The organism is Euzebya tangerina (assembly GCF_003074135.1).
Lineage (GTDB): Bacteria > Actinomycetota > Nitriliruptoria > Euzebyales > Euzebyaceae > Euzebya > Euzebya tangerina.
Genome location: NZ_PPDK01000001.1, coordinates 2,755,393 through 2,774,002, shown reverse-complemented (window position 1 = coordinate 2,774,002; position 18,610 = coordinate 2,755,393). Strand labels below are relative to the sequence as shown.

Annotated in this window: 20 protein-coding genes; 9 read left to right on the top strand and 11 right to left on the bottom strand. The window is 68.4% G+C overall.

The genetic code is table 11. From position 1 onward, the window contains the following. Positions 1 to 6: 6 nt before the first annotated feature. The 4 genes from C1746_RS12820 to C1746_RS12805 form a co-directional block, all read right to left on the bottom strand. Positions 7 to 351 carry a Rieske (2Fe-2S) protein gene (locus tag C1746_RS12820; protein WP_116714951.1) on the bottom strand — a complete coding sequence of 115 codons (345 nt, stop codon included), beginning with the start codon at positions 349 to 351 and terminating at the stop codon, positions 7 to 9. Beyond that, positions 348 to 1,793 (bottom strand): Fe-S cluster assembly protein SufD, encoded by a 1,446-nt coding sequence (gene sufD, locus C1746_RS12815; protein WP_116714950.1) that lies wholly within the window; start codon positions 1,791 to 1,793, stop codon positions 348 to 350. Before sufD ends, C1746_RS12820 begins: the two co-directional genes overlap by 4 nt. A gap of 79 nt (positions 1,794 to 1,872) precedes the next feature. Further along, positions 1,873 to 3,321, bottom strand: coding sequence for a Fe-S cluster assembly protein SufB (gene sufB / locus C1746_RS12810; protein ID WP_116714949.1), 1,449 nt, complete (start codon positions 3,319 to 3,321; stop codon positions 1,873 to 1,875). Positions 3,322 to 3,336: 15 nt separating this feature from the next. After that, positions 3,337 to 4,068 carry a helix-turn-helix transcriptional regulator gene (locus C1746_RS12805; protein WP_116714948.1) on the bottom strand — a complete coding sequence of 244 codons (732 nt, stop codon included), beginning with the start codon at positions 4,066 to 4,068 and terminating at the stop codon, positions 3,337 to 3,339. Between the two features lie 103 nt (positions 4,069 to 4,171). On the opposite strand from C1746_RS12805, the gene C1746_RS12800 reads away from it, so the two are divergent. The 4 genes from C1746_RS12800 to C1746_RS12785 all read left to right on the top strand — a co-directional run bounded on the left by C1746_RS12800 (position 4,172) and on the right by C1746_RS12785 (position 7,902). Continuing rightward, positions 4,172 to 5,257 carry an ABC transporter ATP-binding protein gene (locus C1746_RS12800; RefSeq protein ID WP_116714947.1) on the top strand — a complete coding sequence of 362 codons (1,086 nt, stop codon included), beginning with the start codon at positions 4,172 to 4,174 and terminating at the stop codon, positions 5,255 to 5,257. Positions 5,258 to 5,262: 5 nt separating this feature from the next. Then, complete coding sequence (locus tag C1746_RS12795) at positions 5,263 to 5,952, top strand: ABC transporter permease (RefSeq protein ID WP_116714946.1); 690 nt, start codon at positions 5,263 to 5,265, stop codon at positions 5,950 to 5,952. Continuing rightward, positions 5,949 to 6,764 (top strand): ABC transporter permease, encoded by an 816-nt coding sequence (locus C1746_RS12790; RefSeq protein ID WP_116714945.1) that lies wholly within the window; start codon positions 5,949 to 5,951, stop codon positions 6,762 to 6,764. Before C1746_RS12795 ends, C1746_RS12790 begins: the two co-directional genes overlap by 4 nt. An 85-nt stretch (positions 6,765 to 6,849) precedes the next feature. Continuing rightward, a complete protein-coding gene (locus C1746_RS12785) occupies positions 6,850 to 7,902 on the top strand; it encodes an ABC transporter substrate-binding protein (RefSeq protein ID WP_116714944.1) in 1,053 nt (350 codons plus the stop codon). Between the two features lie 100 nt (positions 7,903 to 8,002). Here the strand turns inward: C1746_RS12785 and C1746_RS12780 are convergent, their stop codons facing one another. Next, a complete protein-coding gene (locus tag C1746_RS12780; RefSeq protein ID WP_116714943.1) occupies positions 8,003 to 8,500 on the bottom strand; it encodes a response regulator transcription factor in 498 nt (165 codons plus the stop codon). Positions 8,501 to 8,507: 7 nt separating this feature from the next. Then, entirely contained in the window at positions 8,508 to 8,873 is a 366-nt protein-coding gene (locus C1746_RS12775; protein WP_162867694.1) for a S1 RNA-binding domain-containing protein, read from the bottom strand. A 156-nt stretch (positions 8,874 to 9,029) separates the two neighbouring features. Here C1746_RS12775 and C1746_RS12770 point away from each other — a divergent pair, with 156 nt between their 5' ends. Together C1746_RS12770 and C1746_RS12765 are read left to right on the top strand one after the other, a co-directional pair. Then, complete coding sequence (locus C1746_RS12770; RefSeq protein WP_116714941.1) at positions 9,030 to 10,016, top strand: NAD(P)H-quinone oxidoreductase; 987 nt, start codon at positions 9,030 to 9,032, stop codon at positions 10,014 to 10,016. A gap of 45 nt (positions 10,017 to 10,061) precedes the next feature. Continuing rightward, positions 10,062 to 10,466 carry a BLUF domain-containing protein gene (locus tag C1746_RS12765; protein ID WP_116714940.1) on the top strand — a complete coding sequence of 135 codons (405 nt, stop codon included), beginning with the start codon at positions 10,062 to 10,064 and terminating at the stop codon, positions 10,464 to 10,466. A gap of 12 nt (positions 10,467 to 10,478) precedes the next feature. Here the strand turns inward: C1746_RS12765 and infA are convergent, their stop codons facing one another. From infA to C1746_RS12750, 3 genes are all read right to left on the bottom strand, one after another. Continuing rightward, complete coding sequence (gene infA, locus C1746_RS12760; protein WP_240598977.1) at positions 10,479 to 10,739, bottom strand: translation initiation factor IF-1; 261 nt, start codon at positions 10,737 to 10,739, stop codon at positions 10,479 to 10,481. 135 nt (positions 10,740 to 10,874) lie between these two features. Then, positions 10,875 to 11,615, bottom strand: a complete 741-nt coding sequence (locus C1746_RS12755) for a hypothetical protein (RefSeq protein WP_116714938.1) — start codon at positions 11,613 to 11,615, stop codon at positions 10,875 to 10,877. Continuing rightward, the gene (locus C1746_RS12750) at positions 11,608 to 12,510 is read right to left on the bottom strand and encodes an SDR family oxidoreductase (protein ID WP_116714937.1); all 903 of its coding nucleotides are present in this window, start codon (positions 12,508 to 12,510) and stop codon (positions 11,608 to 11,610) included. The genes C1746_RS12755 and C1746_RS12750 overlap by 8 nt, the downstream gene beginning before the upstream one ends. A gap of 62 nt (positions 12,511 to 12,572) precedes the next feature. Between C1746_RS12750 and C1746_RS12745 the strand changes: the two genes are divergently transcribed. Beyond that, on the top strand, positions 12,573 to 13,373 hold the full coding sequence (locus C1746_RS12745; protein ID WP_116714936.1) for a sugar transferase: 801 nt from the start codon (positions 12,573 to 12,575) through the stop codon (positions 13,371 to 13,373). A gap of 36 nt (positions 13,374 to 13,409) precedes the next feature. Here the strand turns inward: C1746_RS12745 and C1746_RS12740 are convergent, their stop codons facing one another. After that, the gene (locus tag C1746_RS12740; protein ID WP_116714935.1) at positions 13,410 to 14,225 is read right to left on the bottom strand and encodes a methyltransferase domain-containing protein; all 816 of its coding nucleotides are present in this window, start codon (positions 14,223 to 14,225) and stop codon (positions 13,410 to 13,412) included. Positions 14,226 to 14,306: 81 nt separating this feature from the next. After that, entirely contained in the window at positions 14,307 to 15,944 is a 1,638-nt protein-coding gene (locus tag C1746_RS22795) for a LuxR C-terminal-related transcriptional regulator (protein ID WP_162867693.1), read from the bottom strand. 155 nt (positions 15,945 to 16,099) lie between these two features. Between C1746_RS22795 and C1746_RS12725 the strand changes: the two genes are divergently transcribed. Continuing rightward, a complete protein-coding gene (locus tag C1746_RS12725; RefSeq protein WP_116714932.1) occupies positions 16,100 to 17,932 on the top strand; it encodes an acyl-CoA dehydrogenase in 1,833 nt (610 codons plus the stop codon). Between the two features lie 57 nt (positions 17,933 to 17,989). Further along, entirely contained in the window at positions 17,990 to 18,610 is a 621-nt protein-coding gene (locus C1746_RS12720; RefSeq protein ID WP_162867692.1) for a hypothetical protein, read from the top strand.

The window sequence follows — 18,610 nt, the reverse complement described above, 5'->3', positions numbered from 1 at the left end:
GGTGAATCAGTGTCGGGGTGGTGCGGCGTCGTTGGTGGGGCTGGCGGCGTCCACCAGCACCTGCTCACCGTCGATCTTCGTCGCGTAGGTCGGTATGGGCTTGACTGCGGGGAGGGAGTCCGGCTGGCCGGTGTCGAGGTCGAAGGAGGACCCGTGCAGCGAGCACTCGATGTGGTTGTCCTCGACCCAGCCCTCGTCGAGGTTGAACTGGGCGTGGCTGCACACGTTGTGAACAGCCTTCACCGTCCGGTCGTCGGTGCGCACCAGGCAGATCGGCTCGTCACCGGCGACCACCTGCTTGGCCTGACCGACAACGAGGTCGTCCAGGGCGGCAACGGACTCGAAGCTCATGCCCCACCGCCGAAGTCAGCCGGCGGAGCACCGGCGTCGGCGCTACCGATCGACGCTCCGGTGCCCGTGGTGTCCACGTGGGCGGTGCCCGCCTCGACGGTGTCGACGGACGCAGATCGTCCGATGGCCGTTCGACGGGGATCCATCAGCGTCGCCGGCGCCTCACGCACGGCCGCGGTGATGTCGGCCAGGACCGTCTCGGTGATGCCGCTGACCGCGACCCGGTCGAGCACCTCGGTGAAGAAGGCGAAGACCAGCATGCGGGCGGCCTCGTCGCGAGAGATCCCGCGCGACTGCAGGTACCACAGCTGGACCTCATCGACCTGGCCGACCGAGGAGTGGTGCCCGCAGGCGGCCACGTCGGCAGTCTCGATCTCCAGGAAGGGCAGGGTGTCGGCCTTGGCCCCGGGCGACAGGATCAGGTTGCGGTTGGTCTCGTCGCTGACGGTCTGCTTGGCATCGATGTCGATGCGGATGTTGCCGTACCACGTCGCGTGCGCCTGGTCCGACAGGGCGCCCTTGTGCACGTAGTCGCTGGTGGTGTGGTCGGCGTCGTGGAAGATGAGGGAGCGATGCTCGATCTTCTCGGTGCCCGTGGGGAAGTACACACCCAGCAGCTCACCGCTGCCGCCCCGCTCGGCCAGCCACACGTCAGGCCGCGCGTAGACGGTGTCGCCGCCCAGGGTGATCTCGGTCTGCTGGTAGGTGGCGTCGCGACCGACCTTGCCCCGATGGGTGGTCACGTGCGCGATGCCCGCTCCCCAGTTCTGGGCGGTGACCAGGTTGAGTGTGGCGCCGTCACCCACAACTGCCTCGACGGTGTTGAGGACGGTCGCATCGGTCGACCCCACCTGCTCCACCAGCACGGAGGCCTTCGCGTGCCGCCCCAGCGACACGACCACGTGCTGCACGTGGGTGCCGGGTGTGACGGCCTGGATGGTGACGACCAGCGTCCCCTCCACCTCGACGTCGTGTGGGACGTGCACGAATGCGCCGGCGGTCCACGCCGCGTGCGTCGTGGCCGCGAAGATCTCCTCGTTGCCCACCACCGAGCCGAGCGTCTGCTGGACCAACTCGGGGTGCTCGCGGGCAGCCGTCGCGAGGTCCGTCACGATCACGCCCTCGGGCAGGCCACCCTGTGCCTCCGCGGACTGGACGCCGCCGTCGACCAGCCTGACCAGGCCGGCCACGGCCTCGGCGGCGTGGCAGAAGGAGCCGTCGGCGAGGGCGGGGACATCCACACCGCTGGTCAGGATCTCCCGGTCGAGGGGGATCCGTGCCGGGTTGGTGAAGCGCCAGTCCTCGTCACGGACGGTCGGCCACTCGAGGTCGCTGAACGCCTTGAAGGCCTCGCTGCGGCGGTCACGCAGCCAGGCTGGATCGTCGGCGGCATCGCTGATCGCGAGGACGTCGGTCTCGGTGAGGGTGAGCGGATTGGGCACGGTGAGATCGGCCTTCGTGTCGGAGGTGTGGTGGTCGTCGGCTCAGAGGAGGACGACCGAGACGACGTGGGCGGGGGCGCTAGCCGACCGCCCCTTCCATGTTCAGCTGGATCAGGCGGTTCAGCTCGACGGAGTACTCCATCGGCAGCTCCTTCGAGATGGGCTCGATGAAGCCGCGGACGATCATCGCCAGGGCCTCGGTCTCGCTGATCCCGCGGGACTGCAGGTAGAACAGCTGATCCTCACCGATCTTGGAGACGCTGGCCTCGTGGCCGATCTGGGCGTCGTCCTCCTCGATGTTCATGTACGGGTAGGTGTCGGACCGCGACTCGTCGTCCAGCATCAGCGCATCGCACACGACGGAGGACTTGACGCGCTCGGCGCCCTCGTGGATCTCGACCAGGCCTCGGTACGACGTCCGCCCCGCGCCCTGCGCCACCGACTTGGAGACGATGTTGGACGAGGTGTCAGGAGCGTGGTGGACCATCTTGGCCCCGGCGTCCTGGTGCTGACCGTCACCGGCCCAGGCGACCGACAGCACCTCACCACGGGCACCGCGGCCCATGAGCCACACGGCCGGGTACTTCATCGTGACCTTGGAGCCGATGTTGCCGTCGATCCACTCCATGGTGGCGTCCTCGTAGGCCGCAGCCCGCTTGGTGACCAGGTTGTAGACGTTGTTGGACCAGTTCTGGATCGTGGTGTACCGGACCCGTGAGCCTGGCTTGCACACGATCTCGACGACTGCGGAGTGCAGGGAATCCGAGGAGTAGATCGGCGCGGTGCAGCCCTCGACGTAGTGCACGTAGGAGCCGGGCTCCGCGATGATCAGGGTGCGCTCGAACTGGCCCATGTTCTGCTGGTTGATGCGGAAGTAGGCCTGGAGGGGGATGTCGACCTTGACGCCCTCGGGGATCACGATGAACGAGCCACCCGACCAGACCGCGGTGTTCAGGGCGGAGAACTTGTTGTCGTTGATCGGGATGACCTTGGCGAAGTGCTCCCGGAAGACGTCCTCGTGCTCGCGCAGGCCGGTGTCGGTGTCGAGGAAGAGCACGCCCTGCTCCTCGAGGTCCTCGCGGACCTTGTGATAGACGACCTCGCTCTCGTACTGGGCCGCGACGCCGGCGATCAGCCGCTGCTTCTCGGCCTCCGGGATACCGAGCTTGTCGTAGGTGTTCTTGATGTCCTCGGGCAGGTCCTCCCAGGTGTTGGCCTGCTTCTCGGTCGACCGGACGAAGTAGTAGATGTCGTCGAAGTCGATGCCGGACAGGTCCGACCCCCAACTCGGCATGGGGCGACTGTTGAAGTGCTTGAGACCCTTGAGCCGGGCCTTCAGCATCCACTCCGGCTCGTCCTTGAGCTCGGAGATCTCTCGGACGACCTGCTCGGAGAGGCCCTTCTTGATGATGTTGACCGGCTTGGACTCATCCGCCCAGCCATAGTTGTAGCCCTTGATGCCGTCCTCGCCGGACAGATCCTCGGCGCGGGTGCCCTTGGTGTCTGGTGTGGAGATGGTGCTCGACATGGTTCTCGTGCGCTCCTAGGTGGAGGTTGATGTGGCTGGCTCGGTTGGGACTTCGATGTGGCAGATGCAGGCGGTGCCGCCTGAGGCGATGGTCGTCCTGCGGGAGATCTTGACCCCCTGGGCAGGAGTACCCAGCAGGCGTTTGAACAACGCCGCCTCGTGTGCGCAGATCTCGGGATGCTCAGCAGCGATGCCCTCGATCGCGCAGTGGGACTGGACCAACTGCAGGGTGCGGCCAGTCTGGCCGCCGGAGTTCCGCTCTGCTGCACCGGAGCCGGCGTCGGTCTCTTCGACCCGCGCCGCGAAGCCGTCGTCGCTGAGGGCGGCCGCGAGCAACTCGGCTCGCTCCTGTGGGGTTGCAGCACCGGAGAGCCGCTCGGCGTAGCGGTCGGCTTGCGCCTCGCTTCGGGTCCTGAGGAAGTCCAGCACGGCCGTGCGACCGTGTGCGGCTTCCAGGTGGTCGAGGAGCTCGTCGGCGAACTCCGAAGACCGGTCGGCGAACAGTCGCTTGCCTCGGGCCGTCAGGGTCCAACGCTCACGAGGACGACCCATCGAGCCGTCGTGGACGGCCTCGCCGGCGATCAGGTCGTCGCCGGCCAGCGCCGCCAGGTGTCGCCGGATCGCCGCTTGGCTGATCTGGAGTGCCTCGGACAGCTCCGGGGCAGTCTGCGGGGACCGCTGGATCCGGGTCACGATCTGCGCGCGCGTCTCGCCCAGCAGGTCGATCAGGGGGCGTGTGGCGGTCACAGACTTAAGTCTAGTTCATGTTGTGAAAGTCTCAACCGGGGGTGGGCTCTCTGACCATCGGATCGGGCCGCGTCGGTGACAGGCCCGGTAAGCTCTTGCCCTCGTGATCACCTTCGACCACGTCACCAAGCGCTATCCCGATGGGACGGTGGCCGTCGACGACCTGTCCTTCGAGGTCGAGGAGGGCGAGTTCCTGGTCCTGGTCGGTCCGTCGGGCTGTGGCAAGACCACGGCCATGCGCATGATCAATCGGATGGTCGAACCGACCGGCGGCACCATCTCCGTCGACGGCCAGGACGTCACCTCATTGGAGGCGGCCGAGTTGCGGCGAGGCATCGGGTACGTCATCCAACAGATCGGCCTGTTCCCCCACCGGACCGTCGCGGACAACATCGCGACCGTTCCGCGGCTGCTCGACTGGGAGGCGGACCGCGTCAGCGAGCGGGTCGACACGCTGGTCGAGACGGTGGGTCTGTCACCGGAACTGGGCGAGCGCTACCCACATCAGCTCTCCGGCGGCCAACGGCAACGTGTGGGAGTGGCCCGCGCGCTGGCCGCCGACCCGCCGGTGCTGCTGATGGATGAGCCGTTCGGGGCCGTGGACCCGATCGTGCGACACCGGCTGCAGGAGGAGTTCCTGAGCTTGCAGTCCGACGTGAAGAAGACCATCGTCTTCGTCACCCACGACATCGACGAGGCCATCACCATGGGCGACCGGATCGCGATCCTGGCGGAGGGCGGCCGACTGCAGCAGTTGGACACGCCGACCGAGATCCTGGCCCGCCCCGCCAACGAGTTCGTCGAGCAGTTCCTGGGGGCCGAGCGTGAACTCCGCAGGCTGGCGCTGATCCCGGTCAGCGAGGTCACCGCCGACCCAGGCCCGGTCGCCCGCGTCGGTGATGGCCCGGAAGAGGTCCGCCAAGCCGCCCAGGCGGCCGATGAGAAGTGGGTGACGGTGCTGGCCGACGACGGGACGGTCCATGGCTGGGTCGACGTGGTCGACGTCACCAGCCCGCTCACACCCGACGTGGCCCGACCGTTCGCCGCCGTGGTCCTGGCCGACGACACACTGCGGACCGCACTCGACGTCCTCGTGGCCTCACCGAATGGTGTCGCCGTGCGCGTCGGCCCAGGTGGCAGCTATGAGGGCCTCGTGACCCGGGAGCTGGTCACCGAGGCGTTGGGCTAGCGCACATGCAGACCGGTGAGGCAGCGCTGGTCGTCCTGGCGCAGGGGCGGCCCTTCCCCGACTGGCAGTGGATCCAGCAGAACACCGACACGATGGTCGAGCGCGGGATCGAGCACGTGACGCTGACCGTCCTGGCTGTGGTGATCGGCTTCCTGGTCGCCTTCCCGCTGGCCGTGCTCGCCTCACGTCGGCGGCGGTGGCAGACACCCGTCCTGCAGGTGACCGGGATCATCTTCACGATCCCGTCCCTCGCGCTGTTCGTCGCGCTCGTGCCCCTGACGGGTCTGTCGACCACGACCGCGCTGATCCCGCTGACCCTGTACACGCTGCTGATCCTGGTCCGCAACACCATCGCGGGGCTCGACAACGTGCCCACCGAGGTGGTCGAGGCGGCTCGGGCAATGGGCTACACCGATGCTGCGTTGCTGCGGTCGGTCGAGTTGCCGCTGGCCCTCCCGGTCATCATCGCCGGCGTCCGGATCGCCACGGTGACGACGATCGGCCTGGTCACGGTGACCGCGCTGATCGGCCAGGGCGGCTGGGGGCAGATCATCCTGCGTGGCTTCCAGCGACAGAACCTGACCCCGGCCGTCGTCGGGTTCGTGCTGTCGGTTGCCCTCGCCTTGGTGCTCGATCTGCTGCTGGTCGCGTTGGAGCGCAGGCTCTCGCCCTGGAGCCGGGAGGCGACGAGATGACGCTGGAGCCGGGAGGCGACGAGATGACGCTCGAGTCGGGCGGCGACGTGGTCATCGTCCTGGCGCAGGCGGAGGAGTCGCTCACCGCTGAGGCGGTCTCGTGGCTGCTCGGCAACGACTTCAGCGCCATCGATGGCGTCCCGACGTTGGTGGCGCAGCACCTCGGCCTCAGCGCGTGGTCACTGGCGCTCGCCCTGGTCTTGGCTCTGCCCTTGGGTCTCTGGCTCGCCCACACGCGCCGGGCACCGGTCGTGTCGATCAACATCGCCAATGCCTTCCGGGCGATCCCGGCCTTCGGGCTGCTGCTCGTCGCGTTCCAGATCGGTGGGTTCTCCTATCCGCTGCTCGTCCTGGTGTTCGCCCTGATCGGTGTGGCACCGATCTTCGCCAACACCTACGTCGGGGTGACGCAGGTCGACCCGGAGATCGTCGACGCCGCGAAGGGCATGGGCTTGACGGGTACCCAACAGCTGTTCCAGGTCGAGATCCCCATGGCGTTGCCCGTGATCATGGCGGGCATCCGGACGGGCGCGATCAACATCGTGGCCACGGTGACCCTGGCCGCGATCGTCGGCTTCGGCGGGCTCGGGCTGCCGATCATCTCCGGCCTGAATCGCGGCCTCCAGTTCTCCACGACCGCACAGATCCTCGCCATCGGTGGGGCGGTGCTCGTTGCTGTCCTGTCGGTCGTCACCGAGGCCGGCTTGGCCGGCATCCAGCGTCTGATCGTCCCGAAGGGCCTGCAGCTGCGCGAGGCCGCACAGGAGCGACGGGCCGAGCCCGCTGATCAGCACAGGCGGGTCGAGACGTAGTGGTTCGTCGGCCCCAGCACCGGGCAGGGTCGAGGCGGCCATCACAGATCAGTCCGATGTCCACAACACGAAGGAATCTCAGGTCATGACCAACACGACACGATCGCCGCGCCGGCTCGTCACGCTGCTGCTGATGCTCGCGCTGGCCCTGGTGGCCGGCGCTTGCGCCGCCGACGATGCGGACGATGGAACGGACGCCGCCGACTCCACCGAGGACGTACCGGCCACCGAAGATCAGACCATGGTGGACGACGAGGAGACCGACGGTTCCGACGACGGGACCGATGAGCCGGACGACGCCGCCGCAGCGGGCGAGGACCTGGGCGAACTCGTCGTCGGGTCCACGAACTTCGACGAGCAGGAGTTGGTGGCCGAGATGTACGCCCTCTCCTTGGAGCAGGCGGGCTTCACCGTCGAGCGCCGCTATCAGCTGGGCGCGCGCGAAGTGGTCCTCCCAGCACTGACGTCGGGCGAGATCAATGTCTACCCGGAGTATGTCGGGACGGCCTTGGAGTTCCTGAACGGTGGGGCCGGCGAGGCCAGCTCGGACACCGAGGCCACCACCGAGCTACTCCGTGAGGAGTTCGCCGAGGAGGGGGTCGACGTCCTCGAGCCGGCCGAGGCCCAGGACAAGAACGGCCTGGTCGTCCGGCCCGAGACCGCCGATGAACTCGGCCTCGAGACCGTCAGCGACCTGGCTGACGAAGCCGGTGACCTGACGCTCGGCGGTCCGCCGGAGTGCCCCGAGCGGCCCCTGTGCATCCCCGGGTACGAGGAGACCTACGGCATCACGTTCGGCGACTTCCGGTCTCTGGACGCTGGCGGACCCGTGACGGTCGAAGCGCTGAGCTCCGGTGAGATCGACGTCGCCCTGCTGTTCACCACCGACGCCGTGATCAGCGCCAACGAGTGGGTGCTGCTGGAGGACGACCAGGGTCTGCAGCCGGCGGAGAACATCGTCCCGGTCATCCAGACCGAGGTGAACAACGAGGCAGCCACCGAGGCCCTCAACGCCGTCTCCGCGGTGCTCACGACGGAGAACGTCTCAGAGATGCTGGGGCAGATCCGCATCGACCTCGCCGATCCGGCTGAGGTCGCCAGCGAGTTCCTGACCGAGCAGGGCGTCCTCGACGGCTAGGTCGCACCGGGCACTCGCTGCGTGTCCTCTCGGTCCGTGACGGCGGACTGAGGGGACCCGCACAGCCCAACGGCCCCTCCGCGCCCCGTCGGGGAGCCGCCTACTCGTCGTCGAAGTCGAAGCTGTACTCGAGCTGCAGCAGCAACTCGGCGCGCTCCATCTCCTCGATCCGACGCTTCCGACGTTCGCGCAGTGGCATATCGGCCATGTCCTGGGTGATCCGCGCCAACTCATCGACGTCGAACGGCTTGCTCACGTAGGCATCGGCGCCCGCACGGAAGGCGTTGGCGACGTCCGACTCGCGGCCGCGGGCCGTCAGCATGACGACGGGAACCTCGTTCTGCTGTTCGGTCCGCAGCTTCTTGAGCACCGCGAACCCGTCCATGTCCGGCATCATCACGTCCAGCAGGACGACATCGATCTTCTGGCTCTGCAAGAACGTCAGAGCCGCGTTGCCTCCAGCAGCTTCCATGATCTCCATGGGCTGACCGTTGGGCGGGGCCCCTTCGAGCGCCACGCGCACCGTGAACCGGACGTTGGAGTCGTCATCGACGACCAGAACGCGCGTGACCCCCTCACCCTCCGCTGCAGCAGCCATGGGGAGGCTAGAAGGCCCGCTTCCGTTTGCGGACCTCGCCTTGGATCATGTCCGACTGGTGCATGAACTTGCGGAGCCGCTGGTTGAACTCCTTGTCCACCTTCGCGGTCGGCCGAGGGCGCGGCTCGTCGCTCCAGTCAGGTTCGGCACGCTTGATCGAGAGGTCGATCCGGCCGTCGTCCTTGATCCCGACGACTTTCACCTCGACCTCTTGTCCTTCGGTGAGGTACGCGTGGATGTTGTCCACGAACTCACGATGCACCTCCGAGATGTGGACCAAACCGGTGGTCTCTGCATCGATCTCGACGAAGGCGCCGAAATCCTGCAGCTTCACCACCTTGCCGGTGACGACATCGTCTACCTGGACTGACACCATGCTCCTTCGGGTCTGCTTGCGGGGATCGGCACACGGACGTGGCCTGTGCAGTGCGGCCGTATCCTAGCAGTCAGGTGGCACGCACCCGCCAGACCCATTCCTGGCCGCGTCGCCAGCCGTCCGTGCAGAGCCGACCTGGGAGAACGACCCGCCGTGTACGCCGTCACCGCCCCCGAACCTGGAGGGCCCGAGTCGTTGCTGCTCGGCCCGCTCGATCCCCCGGTGCCGGCCGACGGCGACCTTCTGGTCGACGTTGCGACGACGGCGGTCAACCGGGCGGACGTCATGCAACGTCGCGGGATGTATCCCCCTCCGCCCGGTGCAGGCGACGTCCTGGGACTCGAGTTGGCGGGCACTGTCGCGGAGGTTCAGGGCGACGTCGGGTCGTGGTCCGTGGGTGATGAGGTCTGCGCGATCGTCCCCGCTGGCGGATACGGCAGCCAGGCGGTCGTGGCCGCCTCCACGGCGATGCCCCTGCCGCCGGGAACCGACCTCGTGACCGCAGCGGCCGTTCCCGAGGTCTTCGCCACCGCCTTCGACGCCGTGATCCTGCAGGGCGGACTGGCGGCGGGAGAGTCGGTCCTGTTGCATGGCGGTTCGAGCGGCGTCGGAACGGCCGGCATCCAGTTGGCCAAGCGCGCCGGAGCAACCGTCGTGGTGACGGTCGGGACCGAGGAGAAGGCCCGGGCCTGTCGGGACCTGGGTGCCGACCTCGTGATCAACTATCGCGAGACCCCCGACTTCGCCGACGCTGTCCGTGCGGGGCTCGGTCACGGCGTCGATGTGGTCCTCGACATCATCGGGGGCTCATACCTCGCTCAGAACCTGGCCGCGCTGCGCACCGGCGGTCGTATGGTCACGATCGGCCTGATGGGCGGCGCGACGGCCGAGCTCAACCTCGGGGTGGTGCTGACCAAGCGCTTGACGTTGATGGGGTCGACGCTGCGCGCTCGGCCGGTCGAGGAGAAGGCAGCGCTGGCGCAGCGGCTGGTCGAGGAGGTGTGGCCCGGGTTCGCCGACGGGTCCCTGCGGCCGGTCATCCACAGCCGCTATCCGCTTGCCGAGGTGGCAGCGGCGCATGCTGAGATGGAAGCCTCCACCCACATCGGCAAGATCCTGCTGCTGGTCGACCAGGACTGATCAGCGCTAAAGGATTGCAAGCTGTGTGCCGATGCAGTCGTCATCATGCTTCAACTGGTCTACGTCAGCACCGCGGCCAAGGCGTTCAGCGACGCCAAGTTGCAGTCGATCCTGATCGAGGCCCGTGATCTGAACTGGGCATGGGACGTGACCGGGGTGCTCCTCCATCACGACGGCCGGTTCATCCAGGCACTGGAGGGGCCTGCGGAGGCGGTGCACGACACCTTCTCGCGAATCCAGCGCGACAGCCGCCACCACGGCATCGTCACGTTGTACGTCGACGAGATCGACCAGCGCGACTTCCCAGACTGGCGCATGGGCTACGTCGCCATCGATCCCGACAGCGCCCGGCAGGTCGATGGCTTCATGGACCTCGCCGCCCAGCAGCACGCCGAGGACTCGAGCCGCGCACACGAACTCCTACGCGAGTTCAGCCTCGCCCTGACCTGATCGGCGCGAGCCCTACTTGTAGCGGTAGGTGATGCGGCCCCTGGTGAGGTCGTAGGGCGAGACCTCGACGGTCACACGGTCGCCGGGGAGGATTCGGATGTAGTGCTTGCGCATCTTGCCCGAGATGTGTCCGAGCACGTCGTGCCCGTTGTCGAGCTTCACGCGGAACATGGTGTTGGGAAGTGCCTCTTCGATGACACCTTCGAGCTCCAGCGCCTCTTCCTTGGTGTTGCCGGAGCGAGCCTCACGCTTGGCGCGAGTCTCCTCATCGATGTACTTGCGGGACTGGGACGGTCGCCGTCCGCTGCGTCGTCTGGCCATGTGGGGTTGATGACTCCTCAGAAGTTGATGTGCCTCCAGGGTAGCTGTCGCCGCCAATTGGCCGACGTGGACGTAGCTGACGTGGGCCTAGTTGATCTGACCGACCAGGGCCAGGAGGGCGGCCAGGTCAGCCACGGCCCCGATGGAGTGCCAGGCATTGGCGTCCACAGTGCCGAAGCGGGCTCGCAACCAGCCTCGCCACGCGATGGCTATGACAAACGTCACCAGCAGCGCGATCAGGCCCGCCACGACGTACTCGATGCCTTGGATCTGGGCGTTCTCGCGCACCGGGCGCACCGCGGTGTTGAGCACCGGGGCCAGACCCAGCGCGGCCACCGTCAGCGCCACGATCGCGGTGTGCTGCAGTGCACTCGGCTCGGGGAGGCCGACGTCCTCACCACAGCCCTGCAGCAGCACCACCTGAACGGACCGGCCGATGAGTGGTGCGATGAAGAGCAGGGCGGGCACATCGGCACTGAAGGTCGCCATCCCGCTCATCATCAGCAGAACCAGCATCACCACCGCAGCCGCAGCTCCGCCGGTGTCAGGACGGCTCGGTGCGACGGCGGGGTCCGGCTCCTCGGTCAGCTCCTCGGCCACGGCGGCCAGCCCCCGCTGTGGCCTGGCACCGAGCACGACCACGTGGACCAGCAGCAGCGCACCGGCCGCGACGAACGGCCCACCGATCCGGCCGACGACCTGCTGGACGGACAGCCAGACCACCCCCATGACGACGCCGACTGCGACGGTCCACACCCAGCCGCGGCCGATCTGATCGTGATCCCACTCGTGGGGCAGCCCGGTCAGGACACCGAAGGCCTCACGCATCGGGCTCGCCGTCGTCCACCCACGCCTCCGGGATCTCCCGAGCGAGGTGAAAGCCGTTGTACGGCGGGATTGCGGTGTGTGCCTCGAGCGGGACCATCGCGGCCTTCTCGAGCGACGCCCCGCCATCCACCCGCAGGGTGGCCCCGGTGATGAACGCCGCCGCGGGCGACAGCAGGAAGGTGATGGCAGCCGCGGTCTCCGACTCCGTCCCCACCCGACCCACCGGGATCTTGGAGGCCCGCCGCGCGGCGTGAGTCCGGAAGGACTCGTCGTAGGTGTCCATCCCACTGGAGTAGATCGTGCCCGGTGCCACGGCGTTGATCCGGACGCCGCTCCTCCCCCACTCGATGGCGAGGCTCTTGGTCAGGTTGTCCACTCCGGCCCGCGCCGCCCCGGTGTGGGCCATGTACGGGAATCCCCGCCACATGTCGGCGATGACGTTGCAGATCACCCCGCCGTGCTCGGCCATCCAGGTCGTGTAGGCCGCCCGGGTCACCAGGAACGTGCCGTTGAGGTTCAGATCGATCACCGTGCGCCAGCCGTTCGGGCTGATCTGCTCAGACGGCGCCGGAAACTGCCCGCCGGCGTTGTTGACCAGCAGGTCGAGGCGGCCGTGCTCCTCCACGACGTCGCCGATCACCGCCTCGACCTCCTCCGCCTCACGGATGTTGAGTGTCGTCCAGGAGGCGTTGCCGCCAACTCCTCGGATCTCCCCCACCGTCTGGATCAAGGGCTCCTCACGGCGCGCCGCGACCACGACCGTCGCCCCCAGCGCCGCCAACTCGTGGGCGCTGGCGCGGCCGATGCCGGTGCCCCCGCCCGTGACCAGCGCCACCTGTCCATCGAAGAGCCCCGGGCTAAAGATCGTTCCGTACCGTGTCGAATCCTGAGCCATAGGCGCACGAGTCTTGCACCTCCCGCGACCTGAACCCAGATCGCACGACCCAGGCCCCGCCCATGGCACCTCCCGACGACCCCGACGGCACCGACCTCTCCATAGGTCGGCCAACACCCGTCGCCTCGAGGGTCGAGGACGTGCAGGCGCGGACTCCTCGGCCCACGTCGTCGCCGCCGAGTCGGCCGTCACCCGCCAGCACCGCTGACCGCTGGAGCCCTGCACCCCTGACCGGGGTCTACGTCTCGCTGATCAAGCCGCTGTTCGACGTCACGGTCGCCGTCGTGCTCCTCGTGGCCCTGTCCCCCGTCCTGCTCGCCGGCGTCATCGCCGTCCGTCTCTCACTGGGTCCCGACGTCTTCTTCGTGCAACGCCGGGTCGGGTTGGGTGGGGAGGTCTTCCGCACCTACAAGCTGCGGACGATGGACCACGACCGCCGCGAGACCAGTGCGGGGGACATCGAAGCCTTCCGCGACGGTCGCTGGGACGGCATCGAGCGTCGCAACACCCACAAGAGCGAGCGCGACCCACGACTGAACCAGGTTGGTCGGCTGCTGCGCACCTTCTCGATCGATGAGATCCCCCAGCTCCTCAACGTCATCAAGGGCGACATGAGCCTGGTCGGTCCACGACCCGAACTTCCCGGCATCGTCGAGGCCCACTACGACCAGTGGATGCACCGCCGACACGCCGTCAAGCCCGGGCTGACGGGGTTGTGGCAGATCTCCGAGCGCGGCAACGGGATGATGCACGAACACGTGGATGTCGACCTGGACTACGTGGACTCGGTCACCTTCATGACCGACCTCAGGATCCTGCTGGCGACGCCGTACGCGGCCCTCGGACCCCGCCGCGGCTTCTGACGCCGGGCGGTGAGCGCTGGTCACCGGCGCTGGTGCTCAGTGGTCCCCCCGAACCAGGTGACAGACCAGCGGGACGTCACACCGACCGTCGTCGCCGATGAAGCGGTCCAGTTCGACACGGCAGTCCCGACGAATGGCGTCGTAGGTCTCGGTGTCGATGGCATCGACGAGCGGTGAGCCCTCGACCTCCGTCGCCACCAGCGCCTCGACGGAGTCGAACCTGGCGGTACCGACGACCGTCGCCAGCTCGACGCTCCGCAGCCCGGCCCCGGTCAGGAGGTCGCTCAGGGATCCTGGGTCCCCCGCCGACCAGTACGCGCTGACCAGGGCCGCACCGGATGGACCCGCATGGCGGCGGACGACATCGGTGAACACCTGGTAGGCCGGTTGCTGGTCCACTGCAGCGGGCACGAGCAGGGCGACCCGTCGCCGGGCCACCCGGGCCATCTCGGCGACCGCGGCCGCTCGGTCCGGGAAGAACATCAGCGCCATCTGACACAAGGCGTGGTCGACGCTGCCAGCAGCCAATGGGAGGTCGCCCGCCTCCCCCTGCAGCCAGGTGATGGACGGCGACTGCCGTTCGGCGACATCGAGCATCGCCCTGTTCAGGTCCACACCGACCACGCGCTCGGCTCCCACTCGGCCGGCGGCCTCGCGGGCCACGATCCCCGTGCCGCACGCGATGTCGGCCACCTCCTCGTCCGGCCGGACGGCGACGAAGTCGACCAGCCGCGGTGCCCACTCGGCGAAGATCGCCGGAACGAAGCGGCTCTCATAGACCTCGGCGGCCTCGGCGCTGATCTGGAAGCTGGTGTCGTCCGTCGAGACGGTGGCGGGGCTGTTGGTGGTCATGGCGGTCCTCTCCCGGCAGGCCGTTCCTGCCTCGCCACCCACGCTGCGGGAGCAGATCCTCCCGCACATCGGGGAGATCCCCTATTCGTGATCCGATGGCCTGGCCCGGAGGGCGTGGGCCGCTGCCTGCGTGCGGTTGCGCACCCCGAGCTTCATCAGGATCCGACTGACGTGGTGCTCGACGGTCTTTCGGCTGATCACCAGTCGGGTCGCGATCTCGGGGTTGCTGAGGCCCTCACCGATCAGCGCCAGGACCTCGTGTTCACGGTCAGTCAACCGGGTCTCGCCGCGAGCGCCGGAGCGGACCGGACGACCGAGGGTGCGCAGCACGGCGGCTGCCACGTCGACCAGTGGCGCGGCGCCCAGGTCGTGCCCGGTCCTCATGGCCCGCCGGGCCTCCGCCTCCGACACCTCCGGCGCCTCCGCTGCGAGCACCTCCGCAAGTCCGACCCTGGCACGGGCGAGCTCGTGCGGGGTCGCGGCAGCGGCGAACGCGGCGACCGCCGCTCGAAAGGCATCAGCGGCCTCGGCCGACGTCGCCGTGGCGGCCAGGACCTTCCCCCGGGCCAGAGCGGCGAGACCGGTCAGGAAGTCGCTCGCGACCCGGGATGCCGCCGCGAGGTCGGCCAGTTCGGCGGCGGCACGGAGCCCACGATCGGGATCGTGACCTGCGAGCGCCACGTCGACCTCCACAGCCAACAGCCGAGCACGGTTGACGCCATCGGTACCCGGGAGGGACCGCATCAGGCGCTCCTCCGCAAGCGCTGCCCGACCCAACGCCAGGTGGATGGTCACCAGTGGAGCGGCGGCGTCCGGGTCCTCTTCGACACCGGCCAGCAGGCGCGCCGCCGCCTCGTGGCGACCTTGGCGGCAGCGGAGGTCGGCCAGCCGGGCACGGGCCTGGTGGCGCGCGAAGGCGTAGCTGTCGCCGAGCTCCACCAGTGCCTCGGCCAGCGCCGCCTCCGCTTCCGGCCACCGGCCGGCCGCCATCAGGATCCCACCGTGATAGCTCAGGCAGATCGGACGCAGCGACAACGACGTCGGGGCACCCGTTCGGGCGTTGCCGGATCGGGCGGTACTGGATCGGGCGCTGCTGGATCGGGCGCTGCTGGATCGGGCGCTGCTGGATCGGGCGGAGAGCCGCTCCAGCCACTGGTCGGCGCGGCCCACATCGCCGGTCAACTCGCACGCCGAGAGCAGCAGGCAGCAGGCGCCCTCGGTGACGACGACCTCGCCGACACGGCCGACACAGACCGCCGTCAGCGCCTCGTCCAGCAGCGCCATCCCCGCCGCGACGCGGCCGCGCTGCACGTTCCGGTGCCCGACCAAGGCCGTGGCGTCGCACTCCAGATCAGGCGCGTGCACGTCGCGAGCCCGCTGTCGCAGCGCCTCCAGGCGGCGCAGCCCGCGATCCTCCTCCGGATCGCCCATGGCATCGAACAGCTCGAGCCACGCGACCTCCACGGGGTCGCCGTGTTGCGCAGCCAGGGTCCGAGCCTGCCCGAGCCAGCCCCCGGCCTTCGCGGTCGCGCCGTCGAGGGCGCACTGATAGGCACGGGTCCGTGCCGCCCGGGCGGCCTCGACCAGCCGACCCTCCTCCAGCAGCCAGCGATACGCCTCCTCCAGGGCCTGGACTGCACCGGCGACGTCCCCGCCCTCGTGCAGCCGGCGCGATCGCTCCAACCATGCCGCGCCGGACTCTGCCATCGGGATGGCCATCGGGATCATCCTGCGGGGACGCTCCCCCTCAAGGCAAGCCCTCGGATCACGTGACGGGTTGACCGGAATTTGGCCGAGACGGTTACTCGCGAGTAAGCTACTGACAAGTAACCTACTGGCCAGTAACACGCCTCAAGCGACATCGGAGTCATCCCGTGACCCACTACAAGAGCAACCTCCGCGACCTCTTCTTCAACCTCTTCGAGGTCAACCGGGTCCAAGACCACCTGGGGACCGGGCCGTTCGAAGACATGGATGCCGACGCCGCCCAGGACGTGCTCCGTGAGGTCGACCGGTTGGCTCGGGAGGACTTCGCGGCCAGCTTCACCGCTGCCGACCGGACGCCGCTGCAGCTGGATGCCGACTCGGGTGACGTCACGGTGCCACCGGAGTTGAACGAGTCGCTGGACGCCTTCTTCGACAATGACTGGCACCTGCTGTACGTCCCGCCACACCTCGGCGGATACGGCGCGTCCCCCTCCGTCTCGTGGTCGGCGTCGGAGATGCTCGCTGGAGCCAACGCCTCCGCCTTCTTCTTCACCGCAGGGCCCTTCTTCGCGAAGATCCTGGACGAGGTCGCCACGCCCGAGCAGCGGGAGCGCTTCGTCACGCCGATGATCGAGCACAAGTGGGGCGCCACGATGGTGCTGACCGAGCCCGACGCTGGCTCAGACGTCGGTGCCGGACGCACCAAAGCGGTGGACAACGGCGACGGCACATGGACCATCACCGGCAGCAAGCGGTTCATCACCAACGGCGATTTCGACTGGCCGGACAACATCGTCCACCTCGTCCTGGCCCGTCCCGAGGGTGCCGGTGCGGGCACCAAGGGTCTGTCCCTCTTCGTCGTGCCGAAGTACTGGGTGAACGAGGACGGCTCGATCGGCGAGCGCAATGGCGCCTTCGTCCGCTCGGTCGAGGACAAGATGGGCATCAAGGCCTCCTCGACAGCCGAGTTGTACTTCTCCGACGGTGACATCCCGGCCCGCGGCGTGCTGGTCGGTGAGGTCCACGATGGCATCGCCCAGATGTTCAAGGTGATCGAGTACGCGCGGATGCTGGTCGGGACCAAGGCCATCTCGACGCTGTCGACCGGGTACCTCAACGCCTTGGAGTACGCCAAGGAGCGGGTGCAGGGGCCGGACCTCAAGCAGGCCGCCGACAAGACCGCGCCGCGGGTGCCGATCATCGCTCACCCCGACGTCCGCCGGATGCTGATGATCCAGAAGGCACACGTCGAGGGTCTGCGTGCCCTGATGACCTACACCGCCTGGGTGCAGGACCAGGTGGAGCTGGCCCACCACGCCGACGTGGACGGTTCGAACGCGGAGGAGATCACCAGGTGGGAACGGCTGAACGACCTGCTGCTGCCGCTGGTCAAGGGCTACGGGTCGGAGAAGTCCTATGAGCTGCTGGCCATGTCCCTCCAGGTCTTCGGCGGTGCTGGCTACACCCGCGACTACCCAATCGAGCAGTACATCCGGGATGCCAAGATCGACACGCTGTACGAGGGGACGACCGGCATCCAGGGCATGGACCTGTTCTTCCGCAAGATCGGTCGTGACCAGGGCGCAACCCTGACCGGGCTGCTGACCCAGATCCAGGACTTCGCCAAGGACGACGGGGCCGACGTCTTGGTCGCCGAGCGCGCTCGGCTGGCCACCGCACTGGCGGACGTCCAGCGGATGCTCGGCTCGATGGTCCAGTTCCTTGGCGAGGACCTGTACAAGATCGGCCTGTCCACCACCCCGTTCCTGTTCAGCCTGGCGGAGCTGGTCGTCGGGTGGCTGTCCCTGCGCGGCGCCGAAGTGGCGATCGCCGCACAGGCCCGGGATGATCTCCGGGACGGCGATGCCGACTTCTACGCCGGCAAGATCGCGGCGGCGTCCTGGTTCGCCCACAACGTCCTGCCCGAACTCTCGTCGCGTGCTGACATCATGGCCGCAACGGACCTCGGGGTGATGGAGCTGGCCGACAGCGCCTTCTAGTCGACACATCGAGGCCGTCACGCGTCCCCGTCAGGCGTGACGGCTACGGTGGAGGAGATGCCCACCGCCTCGCCGTCCCAGACCAGCCGCCAGCCGGCTCGATGGGCACAGCGGAGCCAGCTGGACGACGCCCCCGACGCGTACCGTCATGCCCTTGACATCGCGGGGGCCCTTGACGACGCCGGCCTGGACCTCTGGGCGGGCGACCTGCGGTCATGCCTGGACGCCGACAGCTCCACCGCCCGGCAACACCACCTCATCCTCGAGCTCACCCGTCTGGCCGGGATGTCCGACGTCAAGCGGGCCGGGCTCGATGCGGTGATCTCCCGCGCGGTGGCCTACCTGGCGGCTGGCGTCGGCGAGACCGATCTGCCCGTCCAGCCGCTGTACTCCGCGCTCCGCGATCTGGCCGATCACCTCGAGGTGCATGGAGCGCAGCGCTGGCTCGGACGCCTCCGGACCGTCCTGCACGACACCAGCCGGACGTCTGCGGCTCGGGTGCACCGCCTGTCGCGACTGCTCGAGGCGATGACACCGGACGCGACCGGGGTCCCGCTGGAATCGGCTGACAAGGTCCGGGCCGTGTTGACCCGGCTCCCACGTCACGTGGACACGCCCAACGTCGCGGCGTACCTCGCACTGGCCGTGCAGCGGCCGGCCCCGTCGCGCGCCAGGTGA

Bases quoted from the DNA above. Each gene is read 5' to 3' on its own strand.
- C1746_RS12820 (WP_116714951.1), bottom strand. From the start codon at position 351: ATGAGCTTCGAGTCCGTTGCCGCCCTGGACGACCTCGTTGTCGGTCAG.
- sufB (WP_116714949.1), bottom strand. From the start codon at position 3,321: ATGTCGAGCACCATCTCCACACCAGACACCAAGGGCACCCGCGCCGAG.
- C1746_RS12795 (WP_116714946.1), top strand. From the start codon at position 5,263: ATGCAGACCGGTGAGGCAGCGCTGGTCGTCCTGGCGCAGGGGCGGCCC.
- C1746_RS12790 (WP_116714945.1), top strand. From the start codon at position 5,949: ATGACGCTGGAGCCGGGAGGCGACGAGATGACGCTCGAGTCGGGCGGC.
- C1746_RS12785 (WP_116714944.1), top strand. From the start codon at position 6,850: ATGACCAACACGACACGATCGCCGCGCCGGCTCGTCACGCTGCTGCTG.
- C1746_RS12780 (WP_116714943.1), bottom strand. From the start codon at position 8,500: ATGGCTGCTGCAGCGGAGGGTGAGGGGGTCACGCGCGTTCTGGTCGTC.
- C1746_RS12765 (WP_116714940.1), top strand. From the start codon at position 10,062: ATGCTTCAACTGGTCTACGTCAGCACCGCGGCCAAGGCGTTCAGCGAC.
- C1746_RS12755 (WP_116714938.1), bottom strand. From the start codon at position 11,615: ATGCGTGAGGCCTTCGGTGTCCTGACCGGGCTGCCCCACGAGTGGGAT.
- C1746_RS12750 (WP_116714937.1), bottom strand. From the start codon at position 12,510: ATGGCTCAGGATTCGACACGGTACGGAACGATCTTTAGCCCGGGGCTC.
- C1746_RS12745 (WP_116714936.1), top strand. From the start codon at position 12,573: ATGGCACCTCCCGACGACCCCGACGGCACCGACCTCTCCATAGGTCGG.
- C1746_RS12740 (WP_116714935.1), bottom strand. From the start codon at position 14,225: ATGACCACCAACAGCCCCGCCACCGTCTCGACGGACGACACCAGCTTC.
- C1746_RS22795 (WP_162867693.1), bottom strand. From the start codon at position 15,944: ATGGCCATCCCGATGGCAGAGTCCGGCGCGGCATGGTTGGAGCGATCG.
- C1746_RS12720 (WP_162867692.1), top strand. From the start codon at position 17,990: ATGCCCACCGCCTCGCCGTCCCAGACCAGCCGCCAGCCGGCTCGATGG.